This window comes from Rhizobium sp. CCGE531 (assembly GCF_003627795.1).
GTDB lineage: Bacteria > Pseudomonadota > Alphaproteobacteria > Rhizobiales > Rhizobiaceae > Rhizobium.
This window is the reverse complement of sequence record NZ_CP032684.1, coordinates 3,721,905-3,746,072: the sequence shown is the minus strand read 5'-3', so window position 1 is coordinate 3,746,072 and position 24,168 is coordinate 3,721,905. Positions and strand designations below refer to the sequence as shown.

At 61.2% G+C, this 24,168-nt stretch carries 24 protein-coding genes; 16 read left to right on the top strand and 8 right to left on the bottom strand.

The genetic code is table 11. The features are described 5' to 3' along the window. Window positions 1-59: 59 nt before the first annotated feature. A complete protein-coding gene (locus CCGE531_RS18290; protein ID WP_120665916.1) occupies window positions 60-1,595 on the top strand; it encodes an aldehyde dehydrogenase family protein in 1,536 nt (511 codons plus the stop codon). Window positions 1,596-2,070: 475 nt separating this feature from the next. Continuing rightward, window positions 2,071-3,000 carry an IS110 family transposase gene (locus CCGE531_RS18285; RefSeq protein WP_120662389.1) on the top strand — a complete coding sequence of 310 codons (930 nt, stop codon included), beginning with the start codon at window positions 2,071-2,073 and terminating at the stop codon, window positions 2,998-3,000. Window positions 3,001-3,038: 38 nt separating this feature from the next. Here the strand turns inward: CCGE531_RS18285 and CCGE531_RS18280 are convergent, their stop codons facing one another. The 5 genes from CCGE531_RS18280 to CCGE531_RS18260 all read right to left on the bottom strand — a co-directional run bounded on the left by CCGE531_RS18280 (window position 3,039) and on the right by CCGE531_RS18260 (window position 8,088). Continuing rightward, window positions 3,039-4,313 carry an IS4 family transposase gene (locus CCGE531_RS18280; RefSeq protein ID WP_245458850.1) on the bottom strand — a complete coding sequence of 425 codons (1,275 nt, stop codon included), beginning with the start codon at window positions 4,311-4,313 and terminating at the stop codon, window positions 3,039-3,041. Window positions 4,314-4,538: 225 nt separating this feature from the next. Further along, window positions 4,539-5,855: a glucoamylase family protein gene (locus CCGE531_RS18275; RefSeq protein WP_120665913.1), complete on the bottom strand. Its 1,317-nt coding sequence runs from the start codon at window positions 5,853-5,855 to the stop codon at window positions 4,539-4,541. Window positions 5,856-6,106: 251 nt separating this feature from the next. After that, a complete protein-coding gene (locus tag CCGE531_RS18270) occupies window positions 6,107-6,670 on the bottom strand; it encodes a TetR/AcrR family transcriptional regulator (protein ID WP_120665910.1) in 564 nt (187 codons plus the stop codon). Between the two features lie 5 nt (window positions 6,671-6,675). Continuing rightward, window positions 6,676-7,140, bottom strand: coding sequence for a nuclear transport factor 2 family protein (locus CCGE531_RS18265; protein WP_120665907.1), 465 nt, complete (start codon window positions 7,138-7,140; stop codon window positions 6,676-6,678). A gap of 84 nt (window positions 7,141-7,224) precedes the next feature. Continuing rightward, complete coding sequence (locus tag CCGE531_RS18260) at window positions 7,225-8,088, bottom strand: DMT family transporter (protein ID WP_120665904.1); 864 nt, start codon at window positions 8,086-8,088, stop codon at window positions 7,225-7,227. Window positions 8,089-8,197: 109 nt separating this feature from the next. Here CCGE531_RS18260 and CCGE531_RS18255 point away from each other — a divergent pair, with 109 nt between their 5' ends. Next, on the top strand, window positions 8,198-9,649 hold the full coding sequence (locus tag CCGE531_RS18255; RefSeq protein ID WP_120665901.1) for a PLP-dependent aminotransferase family protein: 1,452 nt from the start codon (window positions 8,198-8,200) through the stop codon (window positions 9,647-9,649). 70 nt (window positions 9,650-9,719) lie between these two features. Here the strand turns inward: CCGE531_RS18255 and CCGE531_RS18250 are convergent, their stop codons facing one another. Then, a complete protein-coding gene (locus CCGE531_RS18250; protein WP_120666945.1) occupies window positions 9,720-10,148 on the bottom strand; it encodes a VOC family protein in 429 nt (142 codons plus the stop codon). 105 nt (window positions 10,149-10,253) lie between these two features. Between CCGE531_RS18250 and CCGE531_RS18245 the strand changes: the two genes are divergently transcribed. The 12 genes from CCGE531_RS18245 to CCGE531_RS18190 all read left to right on the top strand — a co-directional run bounded on the left by CCGE531_RS18245 (window position 10,254) and on the right by CCGE531_RS18190 (window position 21,404). Then, complete coding sequence (locus tag CCGE531_RS18245) at window positions 10,254-11,111, top strand: LysR family transcriptional regulator (RefSeq protein ID WP_120665898.1); 858 nt, start codon at window positions 10,254-10,256, stop codon at window positions 11,109-11,111. A gap of 171 nt (window positions 11,112-11,282) precedes the next feature. After that, window positions 11,283-11,939, top strand: a complete 657-nt coding sequence (locus CCGE531_RS18240; protein ID WP_112341725.1) for a response regulator transcription factor — start codon at window positions 11,283-11,285, stop codon at window positions 11,937-11,939. Further along, complete coding sequence (locus CCGE531_RS18235) at window positions 11,936-13,312, top strand: HAMP domain-containing sensor histidine kinase (RefSeq protein WP_120665895.1); 1,377 nt, start codon at window positions 11,936-11,938, stop codon at window positions 13,310-13,312. Before CCGE531_RS18240 ends, CCGE531_RS18235 begins: the two co-directional genes overlap by 4 nt. A 102-nt stretch (window positions 13,313-13,414) precedes the next feature. After that, window positions 13,415-14,098 (top strand): MtnX-like HAD-IB family phosphatase, encoded by a 684-nt coding sequence (locus CCGE531_RS18230; protein WP_120665892.1) that lies wholly within the window; start codon window positions 13,415-13,417, stop codon window positions 14,096-14,098. A gap of 20 nt (window positions 14,099-14,118) precedes the next feature. Beyond that, a complete protein-coding gene (locus CCGE531_RS18225) occupies window positions 14,119-15,537 on the top strand; it encodes an aminotransferase class III-fold pyridoxal phosphate-dependent enzyme (protein ID WP_120665889.1) in 1,419 nt (472 codons plus the stop codon). A 4-nt stretch (window positions 15,538-15,541) separates the two neighbouring features. Beyond that, window positions 15,542-16,495, top strand: a complete 954-nt coding sequence (locus tag CCGE531_RS18220) for an arginase family protein (RefSeq protein ID WP_120665886.1) — start codon at window positions 15,542-15,544, stop codon at window positions 16,493-16,495. Next, window positions 16,492-16,845, top strand: coding sequence for an EamA family transporter (locus CCGE531_RS18215; RefSeq protein ID WP_120665884.1), 354 nt, complete (start codon window positions 16,492-16,494; stop codon window positions 16,843-16,845). Before CCGE531_RS18220 ends, CCGE531_RS18215 begins: the two co-directional genes overlap by 4 nt. Further along, entirely contained in the window at window positions 16,842-17,714 is an 873-nt protein-coding gene (locus CCGE531_RS18210; protein ID WP_120665881.1) for a fatty acid desaturase, read from the top strand. Before CCGE531_RS18215 ends, CCGE531_RS18210 begins: the two co-directional genes overlap by 4 nt. Beyond that, the gene (locus tag CCGE531_RS18205; RefSeq protein ID WP_120665878.1) at window positions 17,704-18,516 is read left to right on the top strand and encodes an alpha/beta fold hydrolase; all 813 of its coding nucleotides are present in this window, start codon (window positions 17,704-17,706) and stop codon (window positions 18,514-18,516) included. Before CCGE531_RS18210 ends, CCGE531_RS18205 begins: the two co-directional genes overlap by 11 nt. Then, entirely contained in the window at window positions 18,497-19,645 is a 1,149-nt protein-coding gene (locus CCGE531_RS18200; protein ID WP_120665875.1) for a GNAT family N-acetyltransferase, read from the top strand. Before CCGE531_RS18205 ends, CCGE531_RS18200 begins: the two co-directional genes overlap by 20 nt. Further along, window positions 19,645-20,070 carry an EamA family transporter gene (locus CCGE531_RS18195; protein WP_205586456.1) on the top strand — a complete coding sequence of 142 codons (426 nt, stop codon included), beginning with the start codon at window positions 19,645-19,647 and terminating at the stop codon, window positions 20,068-20,070. The genes CCGE531_RS18200 and CCGE531_RS18195 overlap by 1 nt, the downstream gene beginning before the upstream one ends. Continuing rightward, window positions 20,070-21,404 (top strand): cyclopropane-fatty-acyl-phospholipid synthase family protein, encoded by a 1,335-nt coding sequence (locus CCGE531_RS18190; RefSeq protein ID WP_120666941.1) that lies wholly within the window; start codon window positions 20,070-20,072, stop codon window positions 21,402-21,404. The genes CCGE531_RS18195 and CCGE531_RS18190 overlap by 1 nt, the downstream gene beginning before the upstream one ends. Here the strand turns inward: CCGE531_RS18190 and CCGE531_RS18185 are convergent. Beyond that, the gene (locus CCGE531_RS18185) at window positions 21,345-22,193 is read right to left on the bottom strand and encodes a MipA/OmpV family protein (RefSeq protein WP_245458899.1); all 849 of its coding nucleotides are present in this window, start codon (window positions 22,191-22,193) and stop codon (window positions 21,345-21,347) included. The two genes, CCGE531_RS18190 and CCGE531_RS18185, sit on opposite strands and share 60 nt — an antisense overlap. A gap of 347 nt (window positions 22,194-22,540) precedes the next feature. On the opposite strand from CCGE531_RS18185, the gene CCGE531_RS18180 reads away from it, so the two are divergent. Continuing rightward, window positions 22,541-23,284 (top strand): phosphatase PAP2 family protein, encoded by a 744-nt coding sequence (locus CCGE531_RS18180; RefSeq protein WP_120665870.1) that lies wholly within the window; start codon window positions 22,541-22,543, stop codon window positions 23,282-23,284. 137 nt (window positions 23,285-23,421) lie between these two features. Here the strand turns inward: CCGE531_RS18180 and CCGE531_RS18175 are convergent, their stop codons facing one another. Next, window positions 23,422-24,063: a DUF1007 family protein gene (locus CCGE531_RS18175; RefSeq protein WP_120665867.1), complete on the bottom strand. Its 642-nt coding sequence runs from the start codon at window positions 24,061-24,063 to the stop codon at window positions 23,422-23,424. Window positions 24,064-24,168: the final 105 nt, after the last annotated feature.

Here is a 24,168-nt window from a genome sequence, read left to right as displayed (position 1 = left end):
AATTGCGAGAAAATAGATAGAACGACAATCGAACCAGCATTACGGGAAGAGGAAACAAGATGACCGGGACATCAGATCTTGCTGCCGAGACCAAGGCCATATTGACTGATATCGGCGTATCGGCCGATCGCTACATCGGTGGAACGCTTGTGGTCACCTCCCCGGTGACGGGCGCCGAAATCGGCCGGCTGAAGGAACATTCTGCCGGTGAGGCGAAGGCTGCGATCGCGGCGGCGCATGAGGCGTTTCTCGCATGGCGCAATGTGCCGGCGCCGAAGCGTGGCGAGCTGATCCGCTTGCTGGGTGAGGAGTTGCGCGCCGGCAAGGCGGCCCTTGGCCGTCTCGTGTCCATCGAGGTCGGCAAGATCACCTCCGAGGGCCTCGGCGAAGTGCAGGAGATGATCGATATCTGCGACTTCGCAGTCGGTCTTTCCCGCCAGCTCTACGGCCTGACGATCGCCACCGAGCGCTCGGAGCACCGGATGATGGAAAGCTGGCATCCGCTGGGTGCGATCGGCATCATCTCGGCTTTCAATTTTCCCGTTGCCGTCTGGTCGTGGAACGCGGCGCTTGCCATCGTCTGCGGCAATTCCACCATCTGGAAGCCGTCGGAAAAGACGCCGTTGACGGCGCTGGCCGTCCAGGCCTTGTTCAAAAAGGCGCTGAAGCGCTATGTCGCCGAGGGCGGCGAGGCGCCGGCCAATCTTTCGACGCTCTTGATCGGCGGCCGCGATCTCGGTGAGTTGCTGGTCGATCACCCGCAGGTGCCGCTGGTTTCGGCGACCGGATCGACGGCCATGGGCCGCGCCGTCGGCCCGCGTCTCGCCGGCCGTTTCGCCCGCGCCATCCTCGAGCTTGGCGGCAACAATGCCGCCATCGTCTGCCCGACGGCCGATCTCGACCTCACCTTGCGCGGCGTTGCCTTTTCCGCGATGGGCACGGCCGGCCAGCGCTGCACGACGCTGCGCCGCCTCTTCGTTCACGAAAGCGTCTATGACCAGCTCGTTCCGCGCCTGCGGAAGGCCTATGGCTCGGTGACAATAGGCAACCCGCTTGAAGCGGGAACCCTTGTCGGGCCGCTGATCGACCGGCAGGCCTTCGACCGCATGCAGGCGGCGCTTGTCGAAGCCAAGGCTGTAGGCGGCAAGATCACCGGCGGCGAGCGCGTCGAAAACGGTTCGGCCGATGCCTTTTACGTCCGCCCAGCCCTCGTCGAAATGCCCGAGCAAACCGGTCCGGTCGAGCAGGAGACCTTCGCGCCGATCCTCTATGTGATAAAGTACGGCGATTTCAATCAGGCACTGGCGCTGCACAACGCCGTGCCGCAGGGCCTGTCGTCCTCGATCTTCACCAATGACATGCGGGAAGCCGAGACATTCGTATCCGCGCGCGGTTCGGATTGCGGCATCGCCAACGTCAATCTCGGTCCGTCCGGTGCCGAGATCGGCGGCGCTTTCGGCGGCGAGAAGGAAACAGGCGGCGGCCGCGAATCCGGTTCGGATGCCTGGAAGGCCTATATGCGCCGGGCGACCAACACGATCAATTACGGCCGCACGCTGCCATTGGCCCAGGGCGTCAAGTTCGACGTCGCGTGATGCGAGAGGTTTGCTGCATGGCGATGGGAGAGGCAAAGGCGTAGAAGCCTTTGTCCCGCGGATGATGGCCGGGTGAGTGTGTTTTTGCTGGGCCTGCAGCACGACCCTTCACCCCGACCCTCTCATCGCAAGCGGCGGGACAATCCCATGTGAGGCACATCGGCGCCGCAAGTTCCTTCTCCCCTCGGGGAGAAGGTGGCCCGAAGGGCCGGATGAGGGGGCTGATCGATTTGAATGCGGGGATTTTTGTGCTCTTGGCAGGCACCCCTCATCCGCCTATCGGCACCTTTGTAACTTCCCTTTACCCGCTGCTGGCGTAGTAATGCCTGTTGCGGTGGCGGATGGAAGACCGATGCACCTTTGGGACACCAAGCCCGTGGGAGAGCTTGGGTCTTCATCCGCCGTTCCATTGAACCCGAACAGTCGCCAGGGCCGCTTGCGCAAGCAAAGCCCGCTTAGGCAAGGATGGGATCAGATGGAAACGATTGTTGGCATTGATGTTTCGAAAGAGCGGCTGGATGTTGCAGTCCTGCCGCAAGGGGAGGTTTTTGCCGTTGGCAATGACCATGCCGGTGTCGATGCGTTGGTCGAGCGGCTGCAGGCGGTCGGCGTCGATGTGATTGCGCTTGAGGCGACGGGCGGCTTCGAGACGCTGGCGGTGGCCGGTCTGTCATCGGCCGGATTGACGGTTCTCGTCGTCAATCCGGCGCAAGTGCGCGCCTATGCCCATGCGATCGGCCGCAGGGCCAAGACCGATCCGATCGATGCCGCCGTCATCGCCGCCTTCGTCCTGGCGACGAAGCCGGAGATCCGGCCGTTGCGCGATGCCGAGACACAGGCTCTGTCCGAGCTGGTGGCCCGCAGGCGCCAGATCGTGCAGATGATCGTGGCCGAGGAGAACCGGTTGCGCATGGCGCTGGCCAAACAGGCGCAGAAAAGCATCAAGCGATTGCTTGCGGCCTTGCGGCGCGAACTCGAAAGCCTCGATGCCGATCTCGACGACCATATCCGCAAATCGCCGGTCTGGCGGGTGCGCGAGACGCTGCTCGTCTCGGTGCCAGGTGTCGGGCCGACAACGGCGCGCACGCTGCTGGCCGAGCTGCCCGAACTCGGCAGCCTCGACCGGCGCCAGATCGCCTCACTGGCAGGGCTTGCGCCCTGGACGCGGCAATCGGGTCAATGGAAAGGCAAGAGCTTCATCGGCGGCGGCAGAGGCAAGGTGCGCGCCGTGCTGTTCATGGCCGCCCTCGTCGCCAGCCGCCATAACCCAAGCCTCAAGGCCTTCCGTGACCGCCTCGTGGCAGCCGGAAAGCCAAAGATCGTCGCCATCGTCGCTACCATGCGAAAGCTGCTCACCATCCTCAACGCCATCATCAGGGACGCACGACCGTGGCAAAACGCTTGACAAACAAGACAGTCGCTCTCCCCTCGGGGCTATTGGATTCACACATTGTCGGCGGCGGAGAGGAGGAGTGCTACGCCGCGCTTGGCGGCCTGGAACTGTTGCCATCCGTCGAGCATGACGATCGGTCCTGGCTTTCCGTAGTAGCCGGTCCATCCGCCGAGGCGGGCGCAGACCCAGGCGGCATAGGCCAGCGACCCTCTGGGATGGGGGTTCTTCTGTTTGGCGGTCTTGCCCTCCAGCTTGGCGCAGAAGGCTTCCAGCAGCGGCTGGTCGCTTGGCTCGAAGGCGTCTTCGATGGGGCGCAAGGTGGCGCCGGGCGGAGCGCCGTCGCGGGCATGGACCAGTTGCTGCACGATCACGGCCGCGACGAAGGCAGCCATCACCAAATTGCTCAGCGCGCCCTCGTCCTCGATGCGCAGGCCTTCGATATCAAAGCCCTGCGTCTTCAGGGTGCGGAACAATTGCTCGATCGCCCAGCGACGGCGATAAAGGGCGATGACCGCCGCCGCCTCGTCGGCATCCGACACGGCATAGCTTGTCAGCAGCCGCCAATGGATCGGCGTCTCGCCCGGTGGTGCGGCGGTCTCGCGCACATCCACCAGATAAAGACGTACGCCATCCGGGGTCTTCCTGTAGATGCCGTTCTTCGGGGGCAGCAATGTCACCGCGCTGAAGCGGATCGCCAGTTGCGTGTCGCGCTCCTTGCGGCCCGGCTTGGCCGGCAGGCTAAAGGCTAGGTTGACCGCAACCGGCAAGGCATCCGCCAGACAAAGCAGCGACGGCTGGTCCTTGCCGAGGCTGCGGTCCCTCGCAACCCGGATGACGAGGTCGACATTGACGGGTCGGCGGGCGAAGGCCTCGTAGATATCGCTTTCACGGTCGGCAATGATGGTGATGTGGCGTGCAGCGGCGCAAACCTTCGCCGCACGATCGGCGCCCTCCAGCCAGCGATAGCTCTCCTTCTCCTCGATCGGACGCGCGCGCTGCGTGCCGCGCTCGCCCTGGTCGCGGCTTAGAAACTGCCCGTGGATTGCCCCGACGATCGCGCCATCGTCGGCGTCGACCCCGATCATCGCATGCAGATAAAGACCGCCACCGCCGTCGGAGCGGACCACCGTCGTATCCTGAATGGCCAGGATATGCCGATCCGCGCAGCGGCTAGCCGTGCGCAAGGCCGCCTCATCGATCATCGCCTGCGGATCGACCGCTCCATTGCGCAAGAACCGGCTCAAGCGGATCTCTCCGGCCCGATTGCCGCCGAGCTTGCGCACCCGCATTCCCTGGCCTGCCGTCGAAACCAGGCGCTCCAGCAAGAACGCCCCCCTTTTTCCAGCCGACGGTCGCCAAACCGTCCCAAGCTCAAATCATCCATCGCTCAATTCTCCTGCCGGCAGCAACAGAATCAGAACCTCATTCCATACGCAATTCCAAATGTGTGAATGCCATAGCCCCGAGGGGAGAAGGGGGACGCGGCAACGACCTCATTTCGTGTGCGATTCCCCGGCCGCTTGCGGGGAGAAGGGGTTACCGCGCAAAGATCAGGCGATAGCCGGCTTCTCGTCCAGCCAGCCGCCGGTGAAGCCGGCGCGTTCCAGGCCGCTGCGGAGAATCGGAGATTGGCGCATCAGGTCCCAGATCATGCCCGTGCGGGCGTTTTCGATCATCATGACCAGCAGGCCCTGGTCGATGGCGACCGAGCGGTCGTCCATCCAGCCTTCCGGGCCGGTGCCCGTGACGCTCGGATTGAAGCCGCCGGGGAAACGGCCGTCGAGCAGCAGATTGGGATAGGTTGACAATAGCGCCCTCGTGCCGTCGAGCGCGGCTCGGCGGTCGAAAGCCAGGCAGGACAGCGGCCCCCAGGGGGCGATGGTGCCGTCATCGGGGCCGAGCGGAGCGCCGCGGGCGGCATAGCCGAAGACCTTCGGGGCATAGCGAAGGCTGTGCTTGGTGCCTGTGGGGTTCGGGCCGTCGCAGGCGGAAAGGCCCCATATGTCCTTGGTATAACCGGTGAAATGGCCGGGATTGCGCTCGGTATAATCGCGCTGCACGGCGATTGCCGTCTGTGTGTTGCGGAAGTAGTCGGTATCCTTGTCTGCGACATGCTCGTCGCGGATGCCGCGGAAATCGATCCAGGCATGCGAGAAAAGGTGGATGAACAGCGGCCCCGCATAGAGAAATGGCGCGTCCTTGAACATCATCCATGTGTAAGTCGAGGCAAAGGCGTCGTAGCTCGAAGAGGGGACCGCATGCGTGGGCGAGGCGAGCGCAAGCACATAGAGGAAGACCGCCTCGTCATAGCCCTGATAGCGCCAGCGCAGGAAGCCACTCGCCGGCTTCCAGCCCATGCTGATGGTCTGGCCCTTGTTCAGCGCCCAATGCCAGTCGCAACGTTCGTAGAGGAATTTCGCCTGCTTGCGAATATCGCGTTCGGCCTGGCTGGAACCATTGAAATAGGCGGCAGTCGTCAGGACGCCGAGCAGCAGCAGGCCCGTATCGATGGTCGAAAGCTCGCTGTTCCAGGCGCGCTTGCCGGTCTCCATGTAGAGGAAGTGATAGTAGAAACCGCGATAGCCAGTGGCGCCGCGCTCGGTGCCCTGCTGGCTGTTGGCGAAGAAATCGAGTGCGGCGAGCACCCGAGTGGCTGCGTCGGCGCGGCTGATCCATCCACGCTCGACGGCGACGGGGTAGCTCGACAGCGCAAAGCCGACCGCGGCAATGCTGCAATGGCTCGTCTTGATGGAGGTGTCCGCCACCAGTCCGTTTTCCGGATTGGTGTAGAGCATGAAATAGTCGAATGCCGAACGTTGCAGTTGATCGATCAGCGCGTCGTCGGTGTCGTGTACCTGTTGCAGCATCTTCTATCCGTCTCCTCGGCGCTCCCGTTCCCTGCTGAGCATAGGAGCCTGGATAGTTGCAAATCAAACATGGTTAATAATGCCATACATTTATGGAGGATTGCTTAAGATCAAGGCCTTGTTGTACCGGTCATCCTCATTCCCGTCGTAAGGGATGCTGGTTTCGGCGGTCTTCTGCCGTCGGAGCGAGCGAATCATCCGTCCCGACTGGTACCGCCACGCTGTCAATGATTCGTACCAGCCGGGTGGTGCTAATCGAGCGCAGTTTCCAGCCTTTGCTTCAGCCGCGCAAGGGATCGGCCGAAAATCGTCTCATCGCCAAGTGCCCTGGCAAGCGTCAATGCGCCCTGAATGCCGACGACGGCTTCTTCCGCAAGGGCTTTTGCCTTCGCGCCCGACAGTCCCGCCTTGAGCAAAGCGCCGGCGAGTGCCTCGATCCAGCGATGGAAATAGCCGCGGATGGCGGCCGAGAAGCGATCGCGCGTTTCGTCCAGCGCAAAGGCGCCGATCAGGCAGACGCGGCGGCCGGAACGGAAATAGCTATCCGTCGTCTTCCACATGCGGGCTATGGCCGCGCGCGGTTCCCCCTCCTCGAGCGGCTCGAACATTTCCGTGACGAACCAGGCATCGATATGGGCCATGATCTCGGCCGCCATCTCTTCCTTGCCGCCGGGGAAGAAGTGATAGAGGCTGCCTTTCGACAGCTTCGTGCGGGCGGTGATCTCGCTCATCGACGCTCCCTCGTAGCCGAGTTCGCGAAAGACCTCAGCGACAAGGGCAATGGCATCGGGTTTTTCGAAGACGGTGCGCACCATCTCACTCAAAGGCCAAGTTCGGAGAGGCCCGGATGGTCGTCCGGCCGGCGGCCGAGCGGCCAATGGAATTTCCGGTCTTCTTGCCTGATCGGCATGTCGTTGATCGAGGCGAAACGGCGTTGCATCAGGCCGTCGGCATCGAACTCCCAGTTCTCGTTGCCGTAGGAACGGAACCAATGGCCGCTGTCGTCGCGCCATTCATAGGCGAAGCGCACGGCAATGCGATTGCCGTCGAAGGCCCAGAGTTCCTTGATCAGCCGATAGTCCAGTTCCCTTGCCCATTTACGCGTCAGGAATTCGACGATCTCCTTGCGGCCGCGCGGAAATTCGGCGCGGTTCCGCCATTGGCTGTCTTCCGTATAGACCTTGGAGACACGCTCCGGATCGCGGCTGTTCCAGCCGTCCTCGGCCATGCGGACCTTGGCGATGGCGGTTTCGCGGGTGAAAGGCGGGACGAGAGGGGTCGGCATGATGATCTCCTTCTAAACCGATCAGATTTTAATAGACCGATTGGTTTAGAAGGTCAAGTGGAGGCTTTCAGTCGGCTTTATGGCTCAGCGCGCGAATTTTCGGGCGCCGGCGACGCAGCCGACGACGGCGATCGTGACGACGAGCATGGACCAGCTGACGCTTTCCTTGAGGAGTGCTGCCGCAAGCGCGAAGCCGAAGAAGGGCTGCAGGAATTGCAGTTGGCCGACGGCCGCGATGCCGCCCTGCGCCAGCCCGCGATACCAGAAGACGAAGCCGATCAGCATGCTGAAGAGCGAGACATAGGTGAGGCCGAGCCAGGCCGGGCGGCCGATGCCGTCGATGCTGTGCGGCATGGTCATGACGCAGAGCGCGATGGTAACAGGCAGGGACAGGACCAGCGCCCAGCAGATGACCTGCCAGCCGCCGAGCCGGCGCGACAGCACCGCGCCTTCGGCATAGCCAAGGCCGCAGACGAGAACGGCAGCCAGCATCAAGAGATCGCCGACCGGCGAGGCCGATACGCCCTGCGCCAGGGCATAGCCGCTGACGAGCGCGCTGCCGAGCGCGGAGAATATCCAGAAGGCGGGCCGTGGCCGCTCGCCGCCGCGCAGCACGCCGAAGATGGCCGTTGCAAGCGGCAGCAGGCCGATGAAGACGATCGAATGAGCCGAGGTGACGTGCTTCAGCGCCAGTGCGGTCAGCAGAGGAAAGCCGACCACGCAGCCGAGAGCGACGATGACGAGCGCGGTGATGTCGCCGCGAGCCGGGCGCTTCTCACGAAAGGCGAGCAGGAGGCAGAGGCCGAGCAGACCGGCGATCACGGCGCGGGCGACGGTCAGGAACAGCGGATCGAAATCCATGACGGCCACCCGCGTTGCCGGCAGCGAGCCGCTGAAGATCACCACCCCCGTCAAACCGTAGACCCATCCCGTCGTCGTCTTGTCCATGCGCATGCTCCTTCTTGATGTTCGGGGGGTATCGGCGCATTTGCCTGGTCAAGCCAGAGACGGTACAGTACAATTCGTGCGAACTGTTATGGTTGAAGGCGTGGTACGGATGGACAATCTTTCGGTGGCGAGCGCAAGCGGCAGTACGCGGATCGAAGGGGTGATGGCGGCGATTTCCGAGCGGATCGCCAGCCGCAGCCTGGCGCCGGGTGCGCGGCTTCCGTCCGTGCGTGGTTTCGCCAAGACGATGCATGTTTCGGTTTCCACCGTGGTCGAGGCCTATGAGCGGCTCGCCGCCGAGGGCACGATCCGTTCGCGCCCAGGCTCGGGATTTTACGTCTGCGGGCCATTGCCGCCGCTGTCGCTCACCGAGACTGGAGCAAGATCGGACCGCAATGTCGATCCGCTATGGATCTCGCGGCAATCGCTCGAGGTCGGCGATGATGCTTTGAAGCCGGGCTGCGGCTGGCTTCCGCCGTCCTGGCTGCCGCAGGCGGCCTTGCGCCGCGCGATGCGGACGCTGTCGCGCGGCGATATCGGGGCACTCGCCAATTACGGGACACCGCTCGGCCTGCCGCCGCTGCGGCAGCTGCTTGCCAGGCGCCTCGGTGAACATGGCATCAATGCGCCTCCGGACCAGATCATGCTGACGGAGTCCGGCACGCAGGCGATCGACCTCCTTTGCCGCTTTCTGCTCGAGCCCGGAGATACCGTGCTGGTGGACGACCCCTGCTATTTCAATTTCCATGCGCTGCTGCGAGCCCATCGCGCCAATGTCGTCTCGGTGCCATTTACGCCCACGGGGCCGGATATCGAGCTGTTCGGTCAGGCTCTCGAACGCCATAAGCCACGGCTCTACATCACCAATTCGGCCATTCATAACCCGACGGGTGCCGCGCTTTCGCCCGTGATGGCGCACCGGCTACTGAAGCTGGCGGATGCTTTCGGGCTGATCATCATCGAGGATGATATCTTCGCCGATTTCGAGAATGTTCCGGCGCCGCGCCTCGCCGCCTATGACGGGCTCGACCGGGTGATCCATATCGGCAGTTTTTCGAAAACGCTCTCGGCCTCCGCGCGCTGCGGCTTTATCGCCACCAAGCCGGACTGGATCGACGGTCTCGTCGATCTGAAGGTCGCCAGCAGCTTCAGCTGCGGGCAATTGTCGGCCGAGCTCGTTTACCTGGCATTGAAGGACGGCAGTTATCGCAAGCATATCGAAGCACTGCGCGTCCGGCTTGCAAAGACCATGGTCGAGGTGGCGGCGCGTCTTGAGGCCATCGGCATCGTTCCCTGGCTCAAGCCACAGGCGGGCATGTTCCTCTGGTGCCGGCTGCCCGAAGGGCTGGACGCGGCCGATGTCGCCCGCGCCTGCCTTGCCGAAGGCATCATCCTTGCGCCCGGCAATGCCTTCAGCGTGTCCGACACCGCGGGCCGTTTCATGCGCTTCAATGTGGCGCAGGCGACCGATGCACGGATCTTCGCTGTGCTGGAGGCGGCCATGGGCAAGCTGAGGACGCGTGATCGGGCCGTCGATGCCATTGGTTCGACCACGGTCTAGGGAATTGATAAGGGATATGAGCATCGCGCAGTGCCAAGGCCACGGATGCCCATATCGCCAGCGCTCGGCGCTACTTGGCAAACAAGCTGTTGATGTCGGCGAAGGCCTTCATCTCGATGGCGTTGCCGCTGGGATCCTTGAAGAACATGGTCGCCTGCTCTCCGGGCTCGCCGCGGAAGCGGATATAGGGCTTGATGACGAAATCGATGTTGGCCTTGGTCAGTTTCTCGGCCGCTGCCTCCCATTCGTCCATCGATAGAACCACGCCGAAATGGCGGACGGGGACGCCATGGCCATCGACGGCATTCGCGGCGACCTCGCCGGTTTCGCCCGGCGCCAGATGGGCGACGATCTGATGGCCGTAGAAATTGAAATCGATCCAGTCCGGCGAGCTTCGGCCCTCGGGGCAGCCAAGAAGGCCGCCGTAGAAAGTACGCGCCGCGGCAAGGTCGTTGACGGGGAATGCGAGATGAAACGGGTGGAGTGGTGCTGCGCTCATGGTCGTCTCCTGAGGTGCGAACTCGATGCAGTCATGGATAAGATACATTTTTTCCTATGAAAAACTGTATATTGTGAGGCTGAGATATAGAGAAAATTATGAATCATGATTCCGGAACTTAAAACCTTGGTCGCGGTCGCGCGTTTTGGGACATTTGCCGCCGCGGGAGAGAGGATCGGGCTCACTCAGGCGGCGGTCAGTGGCCAGATGAAGCGGCTTGAAGAAAGGCTCGGCGTGACGCTGTTCGAGCGGACAGGCCGTTCCGCGATGTTGAACGCTGCCGGCTTGAGAACGCTCGAACGCGCCAAGACCATCATCGCAATGTTCGACCATCTCGCCGATCCGGCCGATGACGCATCCAGCGGCCAGCTCCGTATTGGCGCCATCGCCTCGGTTCAGTCGGCGATCCTTGCGCGTGCGCTCGTGCCGTTTCGGCACCGGTTTTCGAACACCCGCGTTCGTATCATTCCCGGCGTTTCCCTTCATCTGCTCGATTTGATCGATGCCGGCGAGCTGGATCTGGCTGTTCTCATCGAGCCTCCTTTTGGCCTGCCGAAGAACCTCGCATGGCAACCCCTGCTACGTGAGCCCTATGCACTGGCGGTTCCCGAATGGCTGGAGGGTGACGATTGGCGGACATTGTTGAGAGAACAGCCGTTCATCCGTTATGACCGCGGCTCCTTCGGAGGTCGGCAAGTCGACCGGTTTCTGCAGGCCCAGTCGATCGATCCCAACGAGGCGATCGAGATCGACGACATAGCCGGGATGTCGGCTCTGGTCGCATGTGGGCTCGGGGTGGCGCTCCTGCCGATCGTCGAGGGCGGCCCGCCTCCCGCCGCGCCGGTGCGCATGGTGTCCCTCGCCGAGGAAACCTTCTATCGCGAGATCGGGATATTGCAGTCGCCCGATCGAAATCCGGCCAAAGTGCATCTTGCCGAATGCCTGATCGATGCGCGGCTTTGATGTTGCCGGCCGGGTGGTTTCGTCCTTTCGGCTTGGGAGCACCATACCCGACAGGCGGCGAGCTTTTCTCGCGGCTCTTGCCAGATGGAAATGATCCGTCATAGCTTTGCCACATGGCCGCTTCAATTGCGGCTCACATCGGCTATGAAATTCGGCTAAGTGAGGTTGGTCGTGCGGGTTCTACTTGTTGAAGACGACAATATCCTCGGATCATCGCTCAAGAAGGCCTTGGAAAAGCATGCCTATGGCGTCGACTGGATGCGTGATGGCGAATCCGGCCTAGAGGCGGCGGAGAATTCGCATTTCGCGGCGATCGTCCTCGATATCAATCTGCCGCAGCTGAGCGGCATGGAAGTGTTGCGGCGCATCCGGCAGCGCGGGAATTCCGTGCCTGTGCTGCTGCTGACGGCGATGGATTCCGTACGGCAGAAGGTCGAGGGTCTCGACGAGGGCGCCGACGACTATCTGGTCAAGCCCTTCGATCTCGATGAGCTGCTGGCGCGCCTGCGCGCGTTGATCCGCCGGCGCGATGGGCGGACCGAAAGCGTCATCCGCTGCGGCGAGGTGGAGGTCGATCCGTCGGCCATGGTCGCCCGCAAGGGCAGTGTTCAAGTGCATACCACGGCCAAGGAATTCCATCTGCTGAAGCTCCTGATGGAGCGCAGCGGCCGCTACGTGACGAAGAACGATATCGAATACGCGCTTTACGACGCCGAAAATACCGTCGAGAGCAACACGATCGAAGTGACGATCTACAATCTGCGCAAGAAGCTCGGCACCGATTTCATCAAGTCGATCCGCGGCGTCGGCTACATGATCGAGCGATGAACAACTCCACGCTTACACGCAAACTGTTTCTGCGCATCGCGCCCGTAGTCGTGGTGACGATCGTCGTGATCGCCGCCTTCGCCTTCAACAGCGCGACGCGCGAAATCAACAATATCTATGACGCTCAGCTGATCGACGATGCCAATGTGATCTGGAGCCTGCTGCGCCGTCCCTTGGAGAAAAATCCGGGCCATGCGGCAAAGCAGATCGACGACATCGACTTCAACATGGACAATCAGCTGGCATTCAACGAGGATGCCGACGATTATGCCGATGCGCACATGTTTCGCGCCTGGGTCGACGGCAGCATCCGCTTCTACAGCAGCACGGCTTTCCTGTCCGACGTCCCGCAGCAGAAGGTCGGATTCACGACCCTGACCTATGGCGGGGATGAGTGGCGCGTCTATTCGCTGCCGATCCCCAACACCACCATCGTGATCGAGCTTGGCGAGAAGATCGCGCTTCGCGAAACGCTCGTCTCCAACATACTCCTTAATCTCTTCTTTCCGCTGCTGATGCTGGTGCCCGTCATCGCCTTTCTCATCTGGCTCGGTATCAACAGCGGCCTGCGCACGATCCACGGGCTGGTGCGGCAGATCCGCACGCGATCGCCGGACGATCTCTCGGCTATTCCCGTGGACGGGCTGCCACGCGATCTGCTACCGCTCGGCCGGTCGATCAACCAGCTATTGGAAAAGCTCGGCCAGTCGCTGACGCTGGAGCGCCGCTTTTCCGATCTTGCCGCGCATCAGCTGCGCACGCCGCAGGCAAGCGTGAAGCTGCTGCTGCGCATGCTCGAAAACAGTGACAGCGACCATGAGCGGCAGGCGATCGTTTCCGATCTCGTCGCCAGCAACAACCGCACCATCCACCTGATCGAGCAATTGCTGCGGCTTGCAAGGGTCAGCCATCATCCCCTTAATCTGACATCCGTGACGCTTTACCATTGGATCGCGTCGCTGATCGCCGAATTCGGCAATATCATCACCGACCGCGAACTCGGCGTGGTGTTGGAAGGCGACGAAAAGATCCAGGTCAGGACCGATGAATCGCTGCTGCGCATGATGGTGACGAATCTGCTCGATAACGCCATCAAATACACGCCCGTCGGCGGGGAGATCAAAGTTTCGATTTCATCGGAGGACGGCTTCGGCCGCATCTCGATCGGTGACAGTGGACCCGGCATTCCGCTACACGAGAGGGAGGCGGTGTTCCAGCGGTTCTATCGCCTCAACACCCTTCATACCGAAGGGGCGGGGCTCGGCCTTGCGATCGTTGCGGATACGGCCGATCGCCTTTCCGCCGCGGTGGAGCTTTCCACGCCGCGTTGGGGAAATGGCCTTCAGGTCGAACTAAGATTGCCCCTGAGTTAAAATCGACGCCGCCCCGTTTTTCATTTTCGCATCATTTTCACCTCATGCACGGCTCATCTGAGGTTGTTAGACGCAACTTAGGATAAGGCGAAAGGGTATTTCATGCGGGTGTTTTGCGATTTTGATGGAACCATATCCATCGAAGACGCGACGGATATGGTGTTGTCCCGTTTCGCCGGCTCCGAATGGGAAGATATAGAGCGGCTGTGGAAGCAGGGGCTGATCGGCTCCGGCGAGTGCATGCGTCGGCAGATCGCTCTCATTGAAGCGACCAGATCCGAGCTCGACCAGTTTCTCGACACGCTGTCGATCGATCCGGGTTTCGAAGGCTTCCTGTCCTATTGCAGCCGCGGCGACCTGCCTGTCACCATCGTCAGCGATGGCGTCGATTACTTCATCCGCCGCATTCTGGCGCGCCATGGCATGGACGGCTTGCCGATCGTCGCCAATGTGCTCACCTGCAGCGTCTCCCAGGGCCGCGAGTCCTATTCGCTCTTTCCGCCATTTACGGCAACCGGCTGCGTGTCCGGTGCCGGCGTCTGCAAATGCCGCGTTGTCGATAGCAACGACCTGCAGGTCTACATCGGCGACGGGCGCAGCGACTTCTGCGTTTCCGACAAGGTCGACCTCGTTTTCGCCAAGGCCAAGCTTGTCGACTACTGCGAGGAAAACGGCATTCCCTATGTCGGTTTCGAAGACTTTTCCGACCTGCTTCCAAAGATGGAAGCCGTTCTCCCGAGCGTCGAGCGACGCTCCCGTGCACTGCCGCATTTCAAGACGGCGTGAAACAGACCGAGAGGCATTGAATGAAAACGAATGTAGCCGAAGCCTTCAGCGGCGAGACCGAGTCCGTCCGCTCCGAAGAGGAATTGCGCGCCCTCGAAGAGCTCTATTGCTCGCATGGCGACACGGTTCACTACACAGACAAGCCTAAATTCTTTGAAGAATGCGAAGGCTCCTTCGTCTACGACCGGACCGGCACGCCGTTCCTCGATCTGCAGATGTGGTATTCCGCCGTCAATTTCGGCTATCGCAACGAGCGCCTGAACGAGGCCGCGCATCGCCAGCTCGACCGTCTCCCGCAGGTCGCGTCGCAGTATCTGCACCGTGAAAAGGTGGAGCTTGCCGCGATGATCGCCCAGGACGCCGAGCGCAAGTTCGGCCACAAGGGCCGCGTCCACTTCAACGTCGGCGGCTCGCAGGCCGTCGAGGATTCGCTGAAGCTCGTGCGCAACTACACCGGCGGCAAGAGCCTGATGTTCGCCTTCGAAGGCGGCTATCACGGCCGTACGCTCGGCGCTTCGGCGATCACATCGAGCTATCGCTACCGCCGCCGCTACGGCCATTTCGGCGACCGTGCGCAGTTCGTCGAATTCCCCTATCATTTCCGTGGCCCGAAGGGCATGTCGAAGGAAGAGTACGGACATTATTGCGTCCAGAAGTTCGCTCGCCTGTTCGAAAGCGAATATAACGGCGTCTGGGATCCGAAGGCCGGCAAGTCCGAATATGCCGCCTTCTACGTCGAGCCGATCCAGGGCACCGGCGGCTACGTCATCCCGCCGATGAACTTCTTCGTCGAACTGAAGAAGGTGCTTGATGATCACGGCATCCTGCTCGTCGTCGACGAGATCCAGATGGGCGTCTACCGTACCGGCAAACTCTGGTCGATCGAGCATTTCGGCGTTTCACCGGATGCGCTGATCTTCGGCAAGGCGATCACTAACGGCCTCAATCCGCTTTCCGGCGTGTGGGCCCGCGAAGAACTGATCAATCCGGAGATCTTCCCGCCCGGCTCCACGCATTCGACCTTCGCCAGCAACCCGATGGGGACCGCCGTGGCGCTCGAAGCGATGAAGATGCTGGAGGAAGAGGATTTCGGCGCTTCGATCATGGCCAAGGGCGCTTACTTCCTCGACGGGCTGCAGCAATTGCAGAAGCGCCATGCCATCGTCGGCGAAGTCGACGGTCTTGGCCTAGCGCTGCGAATGGAGATCTGCAAGGACGACAGTTACACGCCCGACAAGGCGACGATGGACTGGATGTGCGACGAAGGCATGAAGGGCGACATGCAGGTTGGCTCCAAGACCTACGGGCTCGTGCTCGATGTCGGTGGCTATCACAAGAACGTCATCACCTTCGCGCCCAATCTGCTCATCACCCGCGAGGAAATCGATCTGGCGCTTGCCCTGCTCGACCAGCTCCTGACGCGCGCGGCCCGGAGATAAGACGGTGCAGCTCCTGCTTCTCCATCTCGACGATGCATTGGAGTTGCAGCCAGACTTCGTGCGTGCCTGCAAATTTGCGGGCGCGCACCAGTATTTCGGCAAGGATGCGGGGCAGCTGGTGCGGCTATGGGGCAAGCAGAGCGCCCTTGACAACCTCAGCCGAGAGATCGTCAAGAATGGTCCTGCGATGAGCAAGGATCCGCAGCTGTGCTTCATGGGGTCCGGCGATTTCCATCACATCACGGCGCTGCTGCTTGAAGGCGCGCTGGAACGGCAGCCCGGCCCGGCGACGCTGATCCATTTCGACAATCATCCGGATTGGGTGAAATTCGATGGCGGCATGCACTGCGGCTCCTGGGTCAACAGGGCGCTTGCCAATCGCAATATCCAGAAGGTCATCACGATCGGGGTCTGCAGCAGCGACCTTCGCAGCCCCGAGCGCAAGGGAGCGAACCTGCACTGGCTCGGAGAAGGCAAGCTGGAGCTCTACCCTTACGAACATCCGCCGAGCCGCGTGCTGGCCGATTACGGCAACGGCGCCAGCTATCAGCAGGAAAAGGGCGCGCTGCACTGGAAATCGATCACGGAGATCGGCGAGGAAAATTTCATCGACCGCATGCTTAGCCGCATTCGCACCGAGGCCGTCTACGTCACCATCGACAAGGATGTGCTGGCGGCCGACGATGCCGTGACCAACTGGGATCAGGGCCGCATGCGGCTGCCTTACCTCCTGGCCCTGCTCAGCGAAATCGGCAGCCGCTACCGCATTATCGGCGCCGATGTCATTGGGGATTATTCGACCCCGAGCTATGCTGGCAGTCTGCGGACCCAGTTCATGAAGCGGGCGGAGATCTTCATCGATCAGCCGCGCATGCGGCAGGGCGCCGAAACGACGAGGAACATCAACAGCGCGGCCAATCATGCGCTGCTGGAAGTCCTGGCGGAGTATATGGAATGACCGGCAGCCTGACACTTCCCATGCTTGGGCTCATCCTGTTCTGCGTACTTGCGGAGACGGCCCGCGAAGTCTGCTTCAAGCAATCGGCCAGCGAGAGCGCTCTGCTTTCGGCGTTGGCCAAGCCAATCACCTGGCTCGGCATTCTGTTCTGGGCCGTGGAGCTTTTCGCCTGGACGGCCGTTCTGGAGCGCGTCCCCCTAACCATCGCCTTCCCGCTGATGGCGCTGAGCTATGTCGTCATCGTGCTTGCCGGCGCCGTCATCTTCAAGGAAAACATCAACCTGCGCCACGCGACCGGCGTGTTTCTCGTCACGGCCGGCGTGGCTTGTGTGGGAGTTACAGGATTATGAAAATCTTTGCGCATACCCGATGGGATCTAATGCCGGTTCTGGCAGCCGTCGCTCATCTCGCCTTCGATGTCTATCTGATCGTCGGCTTCGAAAGCCGCCCGCTTTGGCTCTCGGCCGCTCTCGGCTGCCTTTATGCCGTTTCGATCTCCTGGAACATCAACAGCATATCGCACAATTTCATCCATACGCCTTATTTCAAGCCGCGCTGGTTGAACTATGCCTTCAGCCTGCTGGAGTCGGTCGCGATCGGCTTTTCGCAGACCTATTATCATTGGGTGCATATGCGCCATCATTCCGGCAACAGCGACCGGCCGGACGAAAAGGGTGATACGATCGATCTGCTGTCGATCTATCGCCATGGCCATGACGGCGCGCCGGAAAACGTCTGGTCCTACACGTTCCTGAGCTTCTTTCGCGACAGCCTTGGCGACATTCACAAGGCCATTGCCCGCAACCGTCCGTTCGATGCGGCCTGGGGGCGGTTCGAACTCTACTTCTTCCTGGGTCTTGCGGCGCTTGCGCTGCTTTACGACTGGAAGGCGGTGCTGTTCTTCGTGCCGTTCTATTATATCGGCAACTGCCTGTCGTCGCTGAACGGCTATTACGAGCATCTGAACGGCGATCCGGACGAACCGATTGCCTGGGGCGTTTCGAGCCACCAGCCTTTCTACAACTGGCTGTGGTTCGGCAATGGCTATCATGCGGAGCATCATTATCGTCCGCGCACTCACTGGACGAAGCTCCCGGCGCTGCACGAGCAGATCAAGGACGAGCAGGAAAAGAACGGTACGCATGTGATCAGCACCTGCCATGCCCTTGGCTTCATGGCCAAGGAAAACCGGCAGTCGGAGCTCACTCATGAGGCATGACGAATTGAGCTTCTTCATGGAGGGCTCAAACGGCAAAGGCATTCTTCTGATCCATGGTCTGACGGGGGCGCCCGCCGAAATGAAGCTGGTTGCCCGTCATCTCAACCGCAGGGGCTACAGCGTCTATGCGCCGCTGCTGGCGGGTCATGGCGTCGATGTGAAGACGCTGCGTCAGACCCGCTGGGAAGATTGGCTCGGTTCGGTCATCGAGGCGTCGGCGCTGCTGGCATCGCGAACGCAGGAAGTCTTCGCGGCCGGCATCTGCGTCGGCGGCAAGCTGGCGATGCTGGCTGCCGAGCAGAAAAAGGCGATCAGTGCCGTGGCGATCTATTCTCCCTGCTTCAGCTATGACGGCTGGGACGTTCCCTTTTACTATCCGCTGCTGGCATCGCAGATCGGCTGGCTGTCGCGCGTTCCCTTCCTCGATCGCCTGAGCTTCAGCGAGACGACGTCGCTCGGGATCAAGGACGAGCGCATGCGCCGCCTGATCGAAGGCATGGCGAGCGAGGGGGTTTTGGAAAAATTCCCCGGCAAGGGCTTGGTCGAGATGCATCGGCTGGGCAAGGCCCTCAAGAGCATGCTGCCGCGGATGCAAACGCCGACGCTGATCCTGCATGCGGAAGACGACGATCTCGCCAGCCCCAAGCATGCCCGCTATATTTCCGAGCATATCGGCGCTCCGCACGAGTTGAAGTGGATCACGGACAGCTATCACATGATCCATGTCGACCGGCAGCATCGCCAGGTGGCCGATTTCACGGCCGATTTCTTCGAGGCGCGTCATGTCGCAGCCGCTGCTTAAAATGCTGCCGCGGCCGGCCGGCAAGCCGATGGCCGAGGTTCATTTCAGCATCCGCGCCATCGGCCGCGATGCATGGAACGCCTGCTTCCAGGGCCAAGTGGAGGATTATGACTGCCTGCTCGCCATCGAGGAGGCTGGCCTCGAAGGCTTCGAATGGCGCTACATCACCATCGTCGAAGATGGGCGGGTCAGCGCCGCCATGCCGGCCTTTCTCTGCCTTTATGCGCTCGATACGACGCTGGAGGAGGGATTTTTGCGGAGATCGGTGCGCAAGATCCAGCGCTATTTCCCGAACTTCCTGAAGCTGCGCCTTGCCTGCCTCGGATCGCCCTGCACGGAGACAGGAGCGATCGGCTTTCATCCCGATATTTCGGGCGAGCGCCGCGGCGCCTTGCTGGCGGAGATGCTGTCCTTCTTCGAGCAGGTTGCCGCGACGGAGCATTGCGCGCTGATCGGCCTCAAGGATATTCCCGAACCAACCTCTGCTGAATTCGGGGCGCTCTTTGCCACCCGCGGCTATGCCTCGATCGGCGGCCTTCCGACGGCCTGGCTCGACATCGATTTCAAGACGATCGACGAATATCTCGGCAGGCTTTCATCCGGCACCCGCAAGGATATGCGCCGCAAGATGAAATCCTTCGAGCAGGTGAGGGTGGAGATCCGCACGGATTTCGGCGAGTTCCTGCCCGAGGTGATGGCGCTTTATCACGACACGCGCAATCGCAGCGAATGGCAGTTCGAGGAGCTGACGCCAGACTATTTCCAGGGCATTCTCAGTGGCATGAGCGGCCGCTCCTTCTGCGCCTTTTATTTCGTCGAAGACAGACTGATGGCCGCCAACCTGATCGTCCATGACGAGCGCATCGCGATCGACAAGTTCTTCTGCATGGATGGCGAAAAAGGACGGCCCTACAACCTCTATTTCCTCAGCTGGTTCACCAATTTGCGCTATTGCCTCGACAATGGCTTGAGCCGTTACCAGAGCGGCCAGGCATATTATGAAAACAAGGTACGGCTCGGCAGCAAGCTGACCGCCAATGCGATGTATTTCCGCCATCGCAATCCCTTCCTCCAGAGATTGCTGCGGCTGGTATCGCCGATGTTCTCTTCAGACGAGGGGGATGCGTGATGCCGATGCGCTTTTTGTGGCTTGCGGTGCCGGTGCTGAACACCCTGTTCCAATTCTTCATCAAGCTTGGGGCGGAGCAGCTGGGCGGGGGCAGCGTAGAGGGTTGGCTCTGGCAGGCGCTCACGTCCTATTGGATTCTGGCGGCGATCGCCGTCGAGATTGTGACCTTCTTCATCTGGATGAACGTGCTTGCGGCGCTCGACCTCAGCCGCGCCTTTCCGCTTTCAGGCGTCAGCTATGTGCTGATCATCGCGACGGGCTGGTTCGTCTTCGGCGAGCGGATCGTCGCCCTGCAGGTGATCGGCAGCGGCTTGATCCTCTTGGGGGTCTGGCTGATTGCAGGCGCTAATGTGGCGCCGGAAGAGCAGGATGACTGGCACGCCAAGCGCGATGGTCTGCATAGTGGTGTCGGCAAGGATGGATGATGCCAGGTTCTCACGCTGAAAATCGCCCCAAGGGCAATGCCGTTTTCTCTGGCCTGGTGGACTGGTGCGTGAAGCGCGCGCTGTCGTCGATCGTCACACGGGGCGCTTTGACCGTGACGACGGCGAGCGGCCGGGTGCTGACATTCGGCGACGGCACCGGCGAGCCCGTTCACGTCCGCTTTGCCGATGACCGCGCGCAATGGGCGCTGCTCATCGATGCCGATATGCGGCTCGGTGAACTCTATATGGATGAGCGCTTCATCGTCGAGCGGGGCACGCTCTACGATTTCGTGGCGATGATGCTGCGCGAGGCGCAGAACAGCACCCACCCGCTGATCGCCCGCATCATAGATCATGCGCGAACGAAGCTGCGGATTTTCCGCCACCGCAACCTGCCGGGGCGTTCGAAGGCCAACGTCGCCCATCACTACGATCTCGATGGCCGGCTCTACGAACTTTTCCTCGATCCGGACCGGCAATATTCCTGTGCTTATTTCGAACATGCCGGCCAATCGCTGGATGACGCGCAGGTTGCCAAGAAACGGCATCTCGCCGCCAAGCTCCTGATCGAGCCGAACAACAGCATTCTCGATATCGGCTGCGGCTGGGGCGGCCTGGCCCTGCATGTGGCCGAGCATGCGCCGGGCGGCTATGTGCTTGGCGTTACCCTCTCCGAGGAACAACACGACTATGCCTCGAAGCGCGTGACCGACAAGATCGGGGGAACGCCGGCGGAGGTGCAGTTCGCGCTGAGGGACTACCGCAGCCTCAACGGCCATTTCGACAGGATCGTTTCCGTCGGCATGTTCGAACATGTCGGACTGGCCTCCTATCGCACCTTCTTCCGCAAATGCGCTGAATTGCTCGAGGATGACGGCATCATGGTGCTGCATACCATCGGCTGCTCGGCGACGCCCGGCTTCACGACGCCGTGGCTCGACAAATATATCTTCCCCGGCGGCTATATTCCGGCACTTTCCGAAATCGTGCCCGAGATCGAGGCGGCGGGGCTCGCCATTACCGATGTCGAGGTGCTCAGGCTGCATTACGCAATGACGCTGGAGAGCTGGCGGGCCCGCTTCATGGCGCGCTGGGACGATGCCGCCAAGCTTTATGACGAGCGCTTCTGCCGGATGTGGGAATATTATCTTTCGACGGCGGAAGCCGCCTTCCGCTACGAGGATCTCGTCGTCTTCCAGATTCAGATGACCAAGCGAAACGACATCATTCCGCTGACGCGCAACTACATAGCCGAGAATGAAGCGCGCAGCGCCTCAGAAGTTGACGTTGAAGGTTCTGTTCAGCGTGAAGCCGATGATGTTCTGGTTACGTGAGCCGAAGCGCGAGGTGATCGGACTATCGGCGGCGTTGCCGACCAGGCGGTTATATTTCTCATAGACCTGCACGCTCCAGGCGGGGGAGATGGTGTAGGTCGCCGCCACCGTGACGCCGAGCGACTTCACGCCGGCGCCGGCATCGAACGCGCTGATATGGCCATGTCTTGCAGCCTCGCTCTCCGAGATGCCAAAGTTGGCGCGCATATAGGCGTCGTTTGCCATCGACAGGCGAGGTCCGGCCGACAGGAGCCATCTGTCGCCGACCGGCTGAAACCAGTCGAGCGCGAGATCGCCGACCAGACCATCCCCGCCCCAAAGCGACTGGCGCAGTTCCGTGCGGAACCGCAGCCGATTTTCCATCAGCCAATATTGGGCGAAACCGCCCGCATCGAAATTCCAGCGCACTTTGCGTTGGCTCTGCAGGTGCAGATCGTTGAGGTCGAAGCGGTCATCCCGCAGGCCCACCACGGGACCGATTTCGAGGCCGCCGAGATCGAAGAGCTGATAGTCGAAATTGTCATCCGGAGCGCTGTATTCCTGGGTTTCCCCGAGGCGGTGGAAATCGAAAGAAGGCAGGGCGCTGAAGGAATAGCGCTTCGATCCCTCATAATTGGGGCCGTATTCCACCGTCGCTCCAAGGGTGACAACCCATGTATCGGATGTGGATTTCGCGGCGTCTTCCGCCCTGGACGATACGGGAAAAGCGCCGGCTACGGACGCGGCCAGCAGCCCCATTCCGGCCAGCGTCGACAAGCGAGCGGAGAAAGATGTCCCAACACTTAACACTCTGACAACATCCGATCCCTGATCGCCCCTGCCGCATTACTAGCACAGCTCAAGCTTCCGAAAACAGCAGAAAATTAAAGAACAATTACCGCGCTCAACTTGCGGCCCGAGGGCTTTTGCAAGCGTGGCGCTGCATTCTTTCGACCTGCTGCCGCGTGAGCGAGCAATACGCGCTGGGATAGATGAAAAACATTTCACGAACCTGAAGCGCTTGACCTGCCAAACGCACAACGCTCGTCTTCGCCAAGGTTGGAAGCGACAAATTTAATTCCTAGATAGGCCTTGTCCCATTTGGACTTTGACCATGAAAGAAGCGATATGAAAGCACGACACGCAGGTTTCAGCGCATGAAGGATCGGCCATTTGGCACGTCGGGCATACCTGGATGGTTGAAGCGGCATGAGCCCTTTCTGCTTTTGATGTTCGCCGCTCTTTCGGGCGGAATTCTTCTGTTCATCTATCTGACGGGTGAGGTTCTCGAAGGAAGCACGAGGGGATTCGACGAGGCGATATTGCTGGCGCTTCGCCAGCCCGGCAATCTTTCCGTGCCGATCGGGCCGGGATGGCTCACCCATGCCGTCAAGGACATCACCAGCCTCGGTGGGACGACCGTGCTGGCGCTGATGACGGCTTTGGTGACGATCTATCTGCTGCTGGACCGCCAGCGGGCCATCGCCATCTTCCTCCTCGCGTCGGTGCTTGGCGGATGGGCGCTGAGCGCGTTATTGAAGATCGGCGTCGCGCGGCCTCGGCCCGATATCGTGCCGCATCTGGTCGAAGTGCATGATCTGAGCTTCCCGAGCGGCCATGCGATGGTGTCGGCGGTGACCTATCTGACCCTGGCCGCGCTGATCTCAAGCACGCGAACCTATCGCTCGACGCGCGCCTTCACTGTTGCTGCCGGCATCCTGCTGACATTGATGATCGGCGTGAGCCGGGTCTATCTCGGCGTGCATTACCCGTCGGACGTTCTCGGCGGCTGGTGCGCCGGCGCGACCTGGGCGCTCGGCTGCTGGATCATCGCCCGCCGCTCCATATCGTCCTTGCGAAACGGCGAAGGCGCGCGAAGCGATACTCCGCCGCCGGAGTGAGGGAAGGCGTCAGTTCCGGCGCGGCCCTAGAGTATTCCGCTTTTCTTCGAATCGCGAAAAAGGCTCTATCCTCTTGTTTTCCCACAATTCCGGACGGAAAACCGCCATGCACTTTTCCTGGAATTGCTCCAACGGGATCAGCAGTCGACTTCCAGCCGCGTCGCCACGAGCAGCGAATAATCCGTGCCCTTGGGATCGCTGAAGAACATGCTGGTGAGAGCGGCCTGGTTCTCCGCCATGACTTCCTTGGGATTGGGCCTGATCACCTTGCGCTTGCAGCGGCCGAGGCCCGATCCAGATGTGGCCAGGTCGTTGTCGGTGGCGAAATCGACCGCCGTATAAAGCGTCTTGTCGTAGATTCCGAAGATCGTCGTCCCCTTGAGGAAGGTCTTCTGCTCCGGCTTCAGCGAAAAGGTGAGGATCAGCGAGCCATCCTTGTAGTCCGCCTCAATCGCGTCCGGCTTGGCCATCGGCACGGCTTTGCCGTTGCTGGTGACATTCGTATAGTAGCCGTACTGCGCCAGCGAATCCCTGACCGTCTTGCCCACAGCCTTGAGTTCGCTCGCCGTCAGCGTCTGGTTGCCGCCCTTGTCGTAATCCAGAAGTACGGAGGAGGAGAATACCTCATCGAAGTTCCAGACGTTGCGCAGCTCGCTGATCGAGCCGTCGGGCGCGGCGACGACCTCGAACTTGGCGTCGATGAAAATGTGCGGATGGGCAAGCACAGGCGCCGGCAGAAGCGACAGCATCGCAATCAGCGGGGAAATCTTTGTTTTCATCCGAAGAGTACCGCGTTCCAGCCGTCAGAATGAAGCGCAGACCTGAACGTCAATTGAGACTGATTTGAGACCTTAAGGTGCATCGGGCAAAGCATAGGCCGGGGG

Coding starts and splice junctions, on each gene's coding strand:
- CCGE531_RS18265 (WP_120665907.1), bottom strand. CDS start 7,140: ATGCCGACCCCTCTCGTCCCGCCTTTCACCCGCGAAACCGCCATCGCC.
- CCGE531_RS18205 (WP_120665878.1), top strand. CDS start 17,704: ATGAGGCATGACGAATTGAGCTTCTTCATGGAGGGCTCAAACGGCAAA.
- CCGE531_RS18230 (WP_120665892.1), top strand. CDS start 13,415: ATGCGGGTGTTTTGCGATTTTGATGGAACCATATCCATCGAAGACGCG.
- CCGE531_RS18260 (WP_120665904.1), bottom strand. CDS start 8,088: ATGGACAAGACGACGACGGGATGGGTCTACGGTTTGACGGGGGTGGTG.
- CCGE531_RS18275 (WP_120665913.1), bottom strand. CDS start 5,855: ATGCTGCAACAGGTACACGACACCGACGACGCGCTGATCGATCAACTG.
- CCGE531_RS18200 (WP_120665875.1), top strand. CDS start 18,497: ATGTCGCAGCCGCTGCTTAAAATGCTGCCGCGGCCGGCCGGCAAGCCG.
- CCGE531_RS18270 (WP_120665910.1), bottom strand. CDS start 6,670: ATGGTGCGCACCGTCTTCGAAAAACCCGATGCCATTGCCCTTGTCGCT.
- CCGE531_RS18210 (WP_120665881.1), top strand. CDS start 16,842: ATGAAAATCTTTGCGCATACCCGATGGGATCTAATGCCGGTTCTGGCA.
- CCGE531_RS18235 (WP_120665895.1), top strand. CDS start 11,936: ATGAACAACTCCACGCTTACACGCAAACTGTTTCTGCGCATCGCGCCC.
- CCGE531_RS18250 (WP_120666945.1), bottom strand. CDS start 10,148: ATGAGCGCAGCACCACTCCACCCGTTTCATCTCGCATTCCCCGTCAAC.
- CCGE531_RS18225 (WP_120665889.1), top strand. CDS start 14,119: ATGAAAACGAATGTAGCCGAAGCCTTCAGCGGCGAGACCGAGTCCGTC.
- CCGE531_RS18190 (WP_120666941.1), top strand. CDS start 20,070: ATGCCAGGTTCTCACGCTGAAAATCGCCCCAAGGGCAATGCCGTTTTC.
- CCGE531_RS18285 (WP_120662389.1), top strand. CDS start 2,071: ATGGAAACGATTGTTGGCATTGATGTTTCGAAAGAGCGGCTGGATGTT.
- CCGE531_RS18175 (WP_120665867.1), bottom strand. CDS start 24,063: ATGAAAACAAAGATTTCCCCGCTGATTGCGATGCTGTCGCTTCTGCCG.
- CCGE531_RS18255 (WP_120665901.1), top strand. CDS start 8,198: ATGGACAATCTTTCGGTGGCGAGCGCAAGCGGCAGTACGCGGATCGAA.
- CCGE531_RS18245 (WP_120665898.1), top strand. CDS start 10,254: ATGATTCCGGAACTTAAAACCTTGGTCGCGGTCGCGCGTTTTGGGACA.
- CCGE531_RS18180 (WP_120665870.1), top strand. CDS start 22,541: ATGAAGGATCGGCCATTTGGCACGTCGGGCATACCTGGATGGTTGAAG.
- CCGE531_RS18290 (WP_120665916.1), top strand. CDS start 60: ATGACCGGGACATCAGATCTTGCTGCCGAGACCAAGGCCATATTGACT.
- CCGE531_RS18215 (WP_120665884.1), top strand. CDS start 16,492: ATGACCGGCAGCCTGACACTTCCCATGCTTGGGCTCATCCTGTTCTGC.
- CCGE531_RS18195 (WP_205586456.1), top strand. CDS start 19,645: ATGCCGATGCGCTTTTTGTGGCTTGCGGTGCCGGTGCTGAACACCCTG.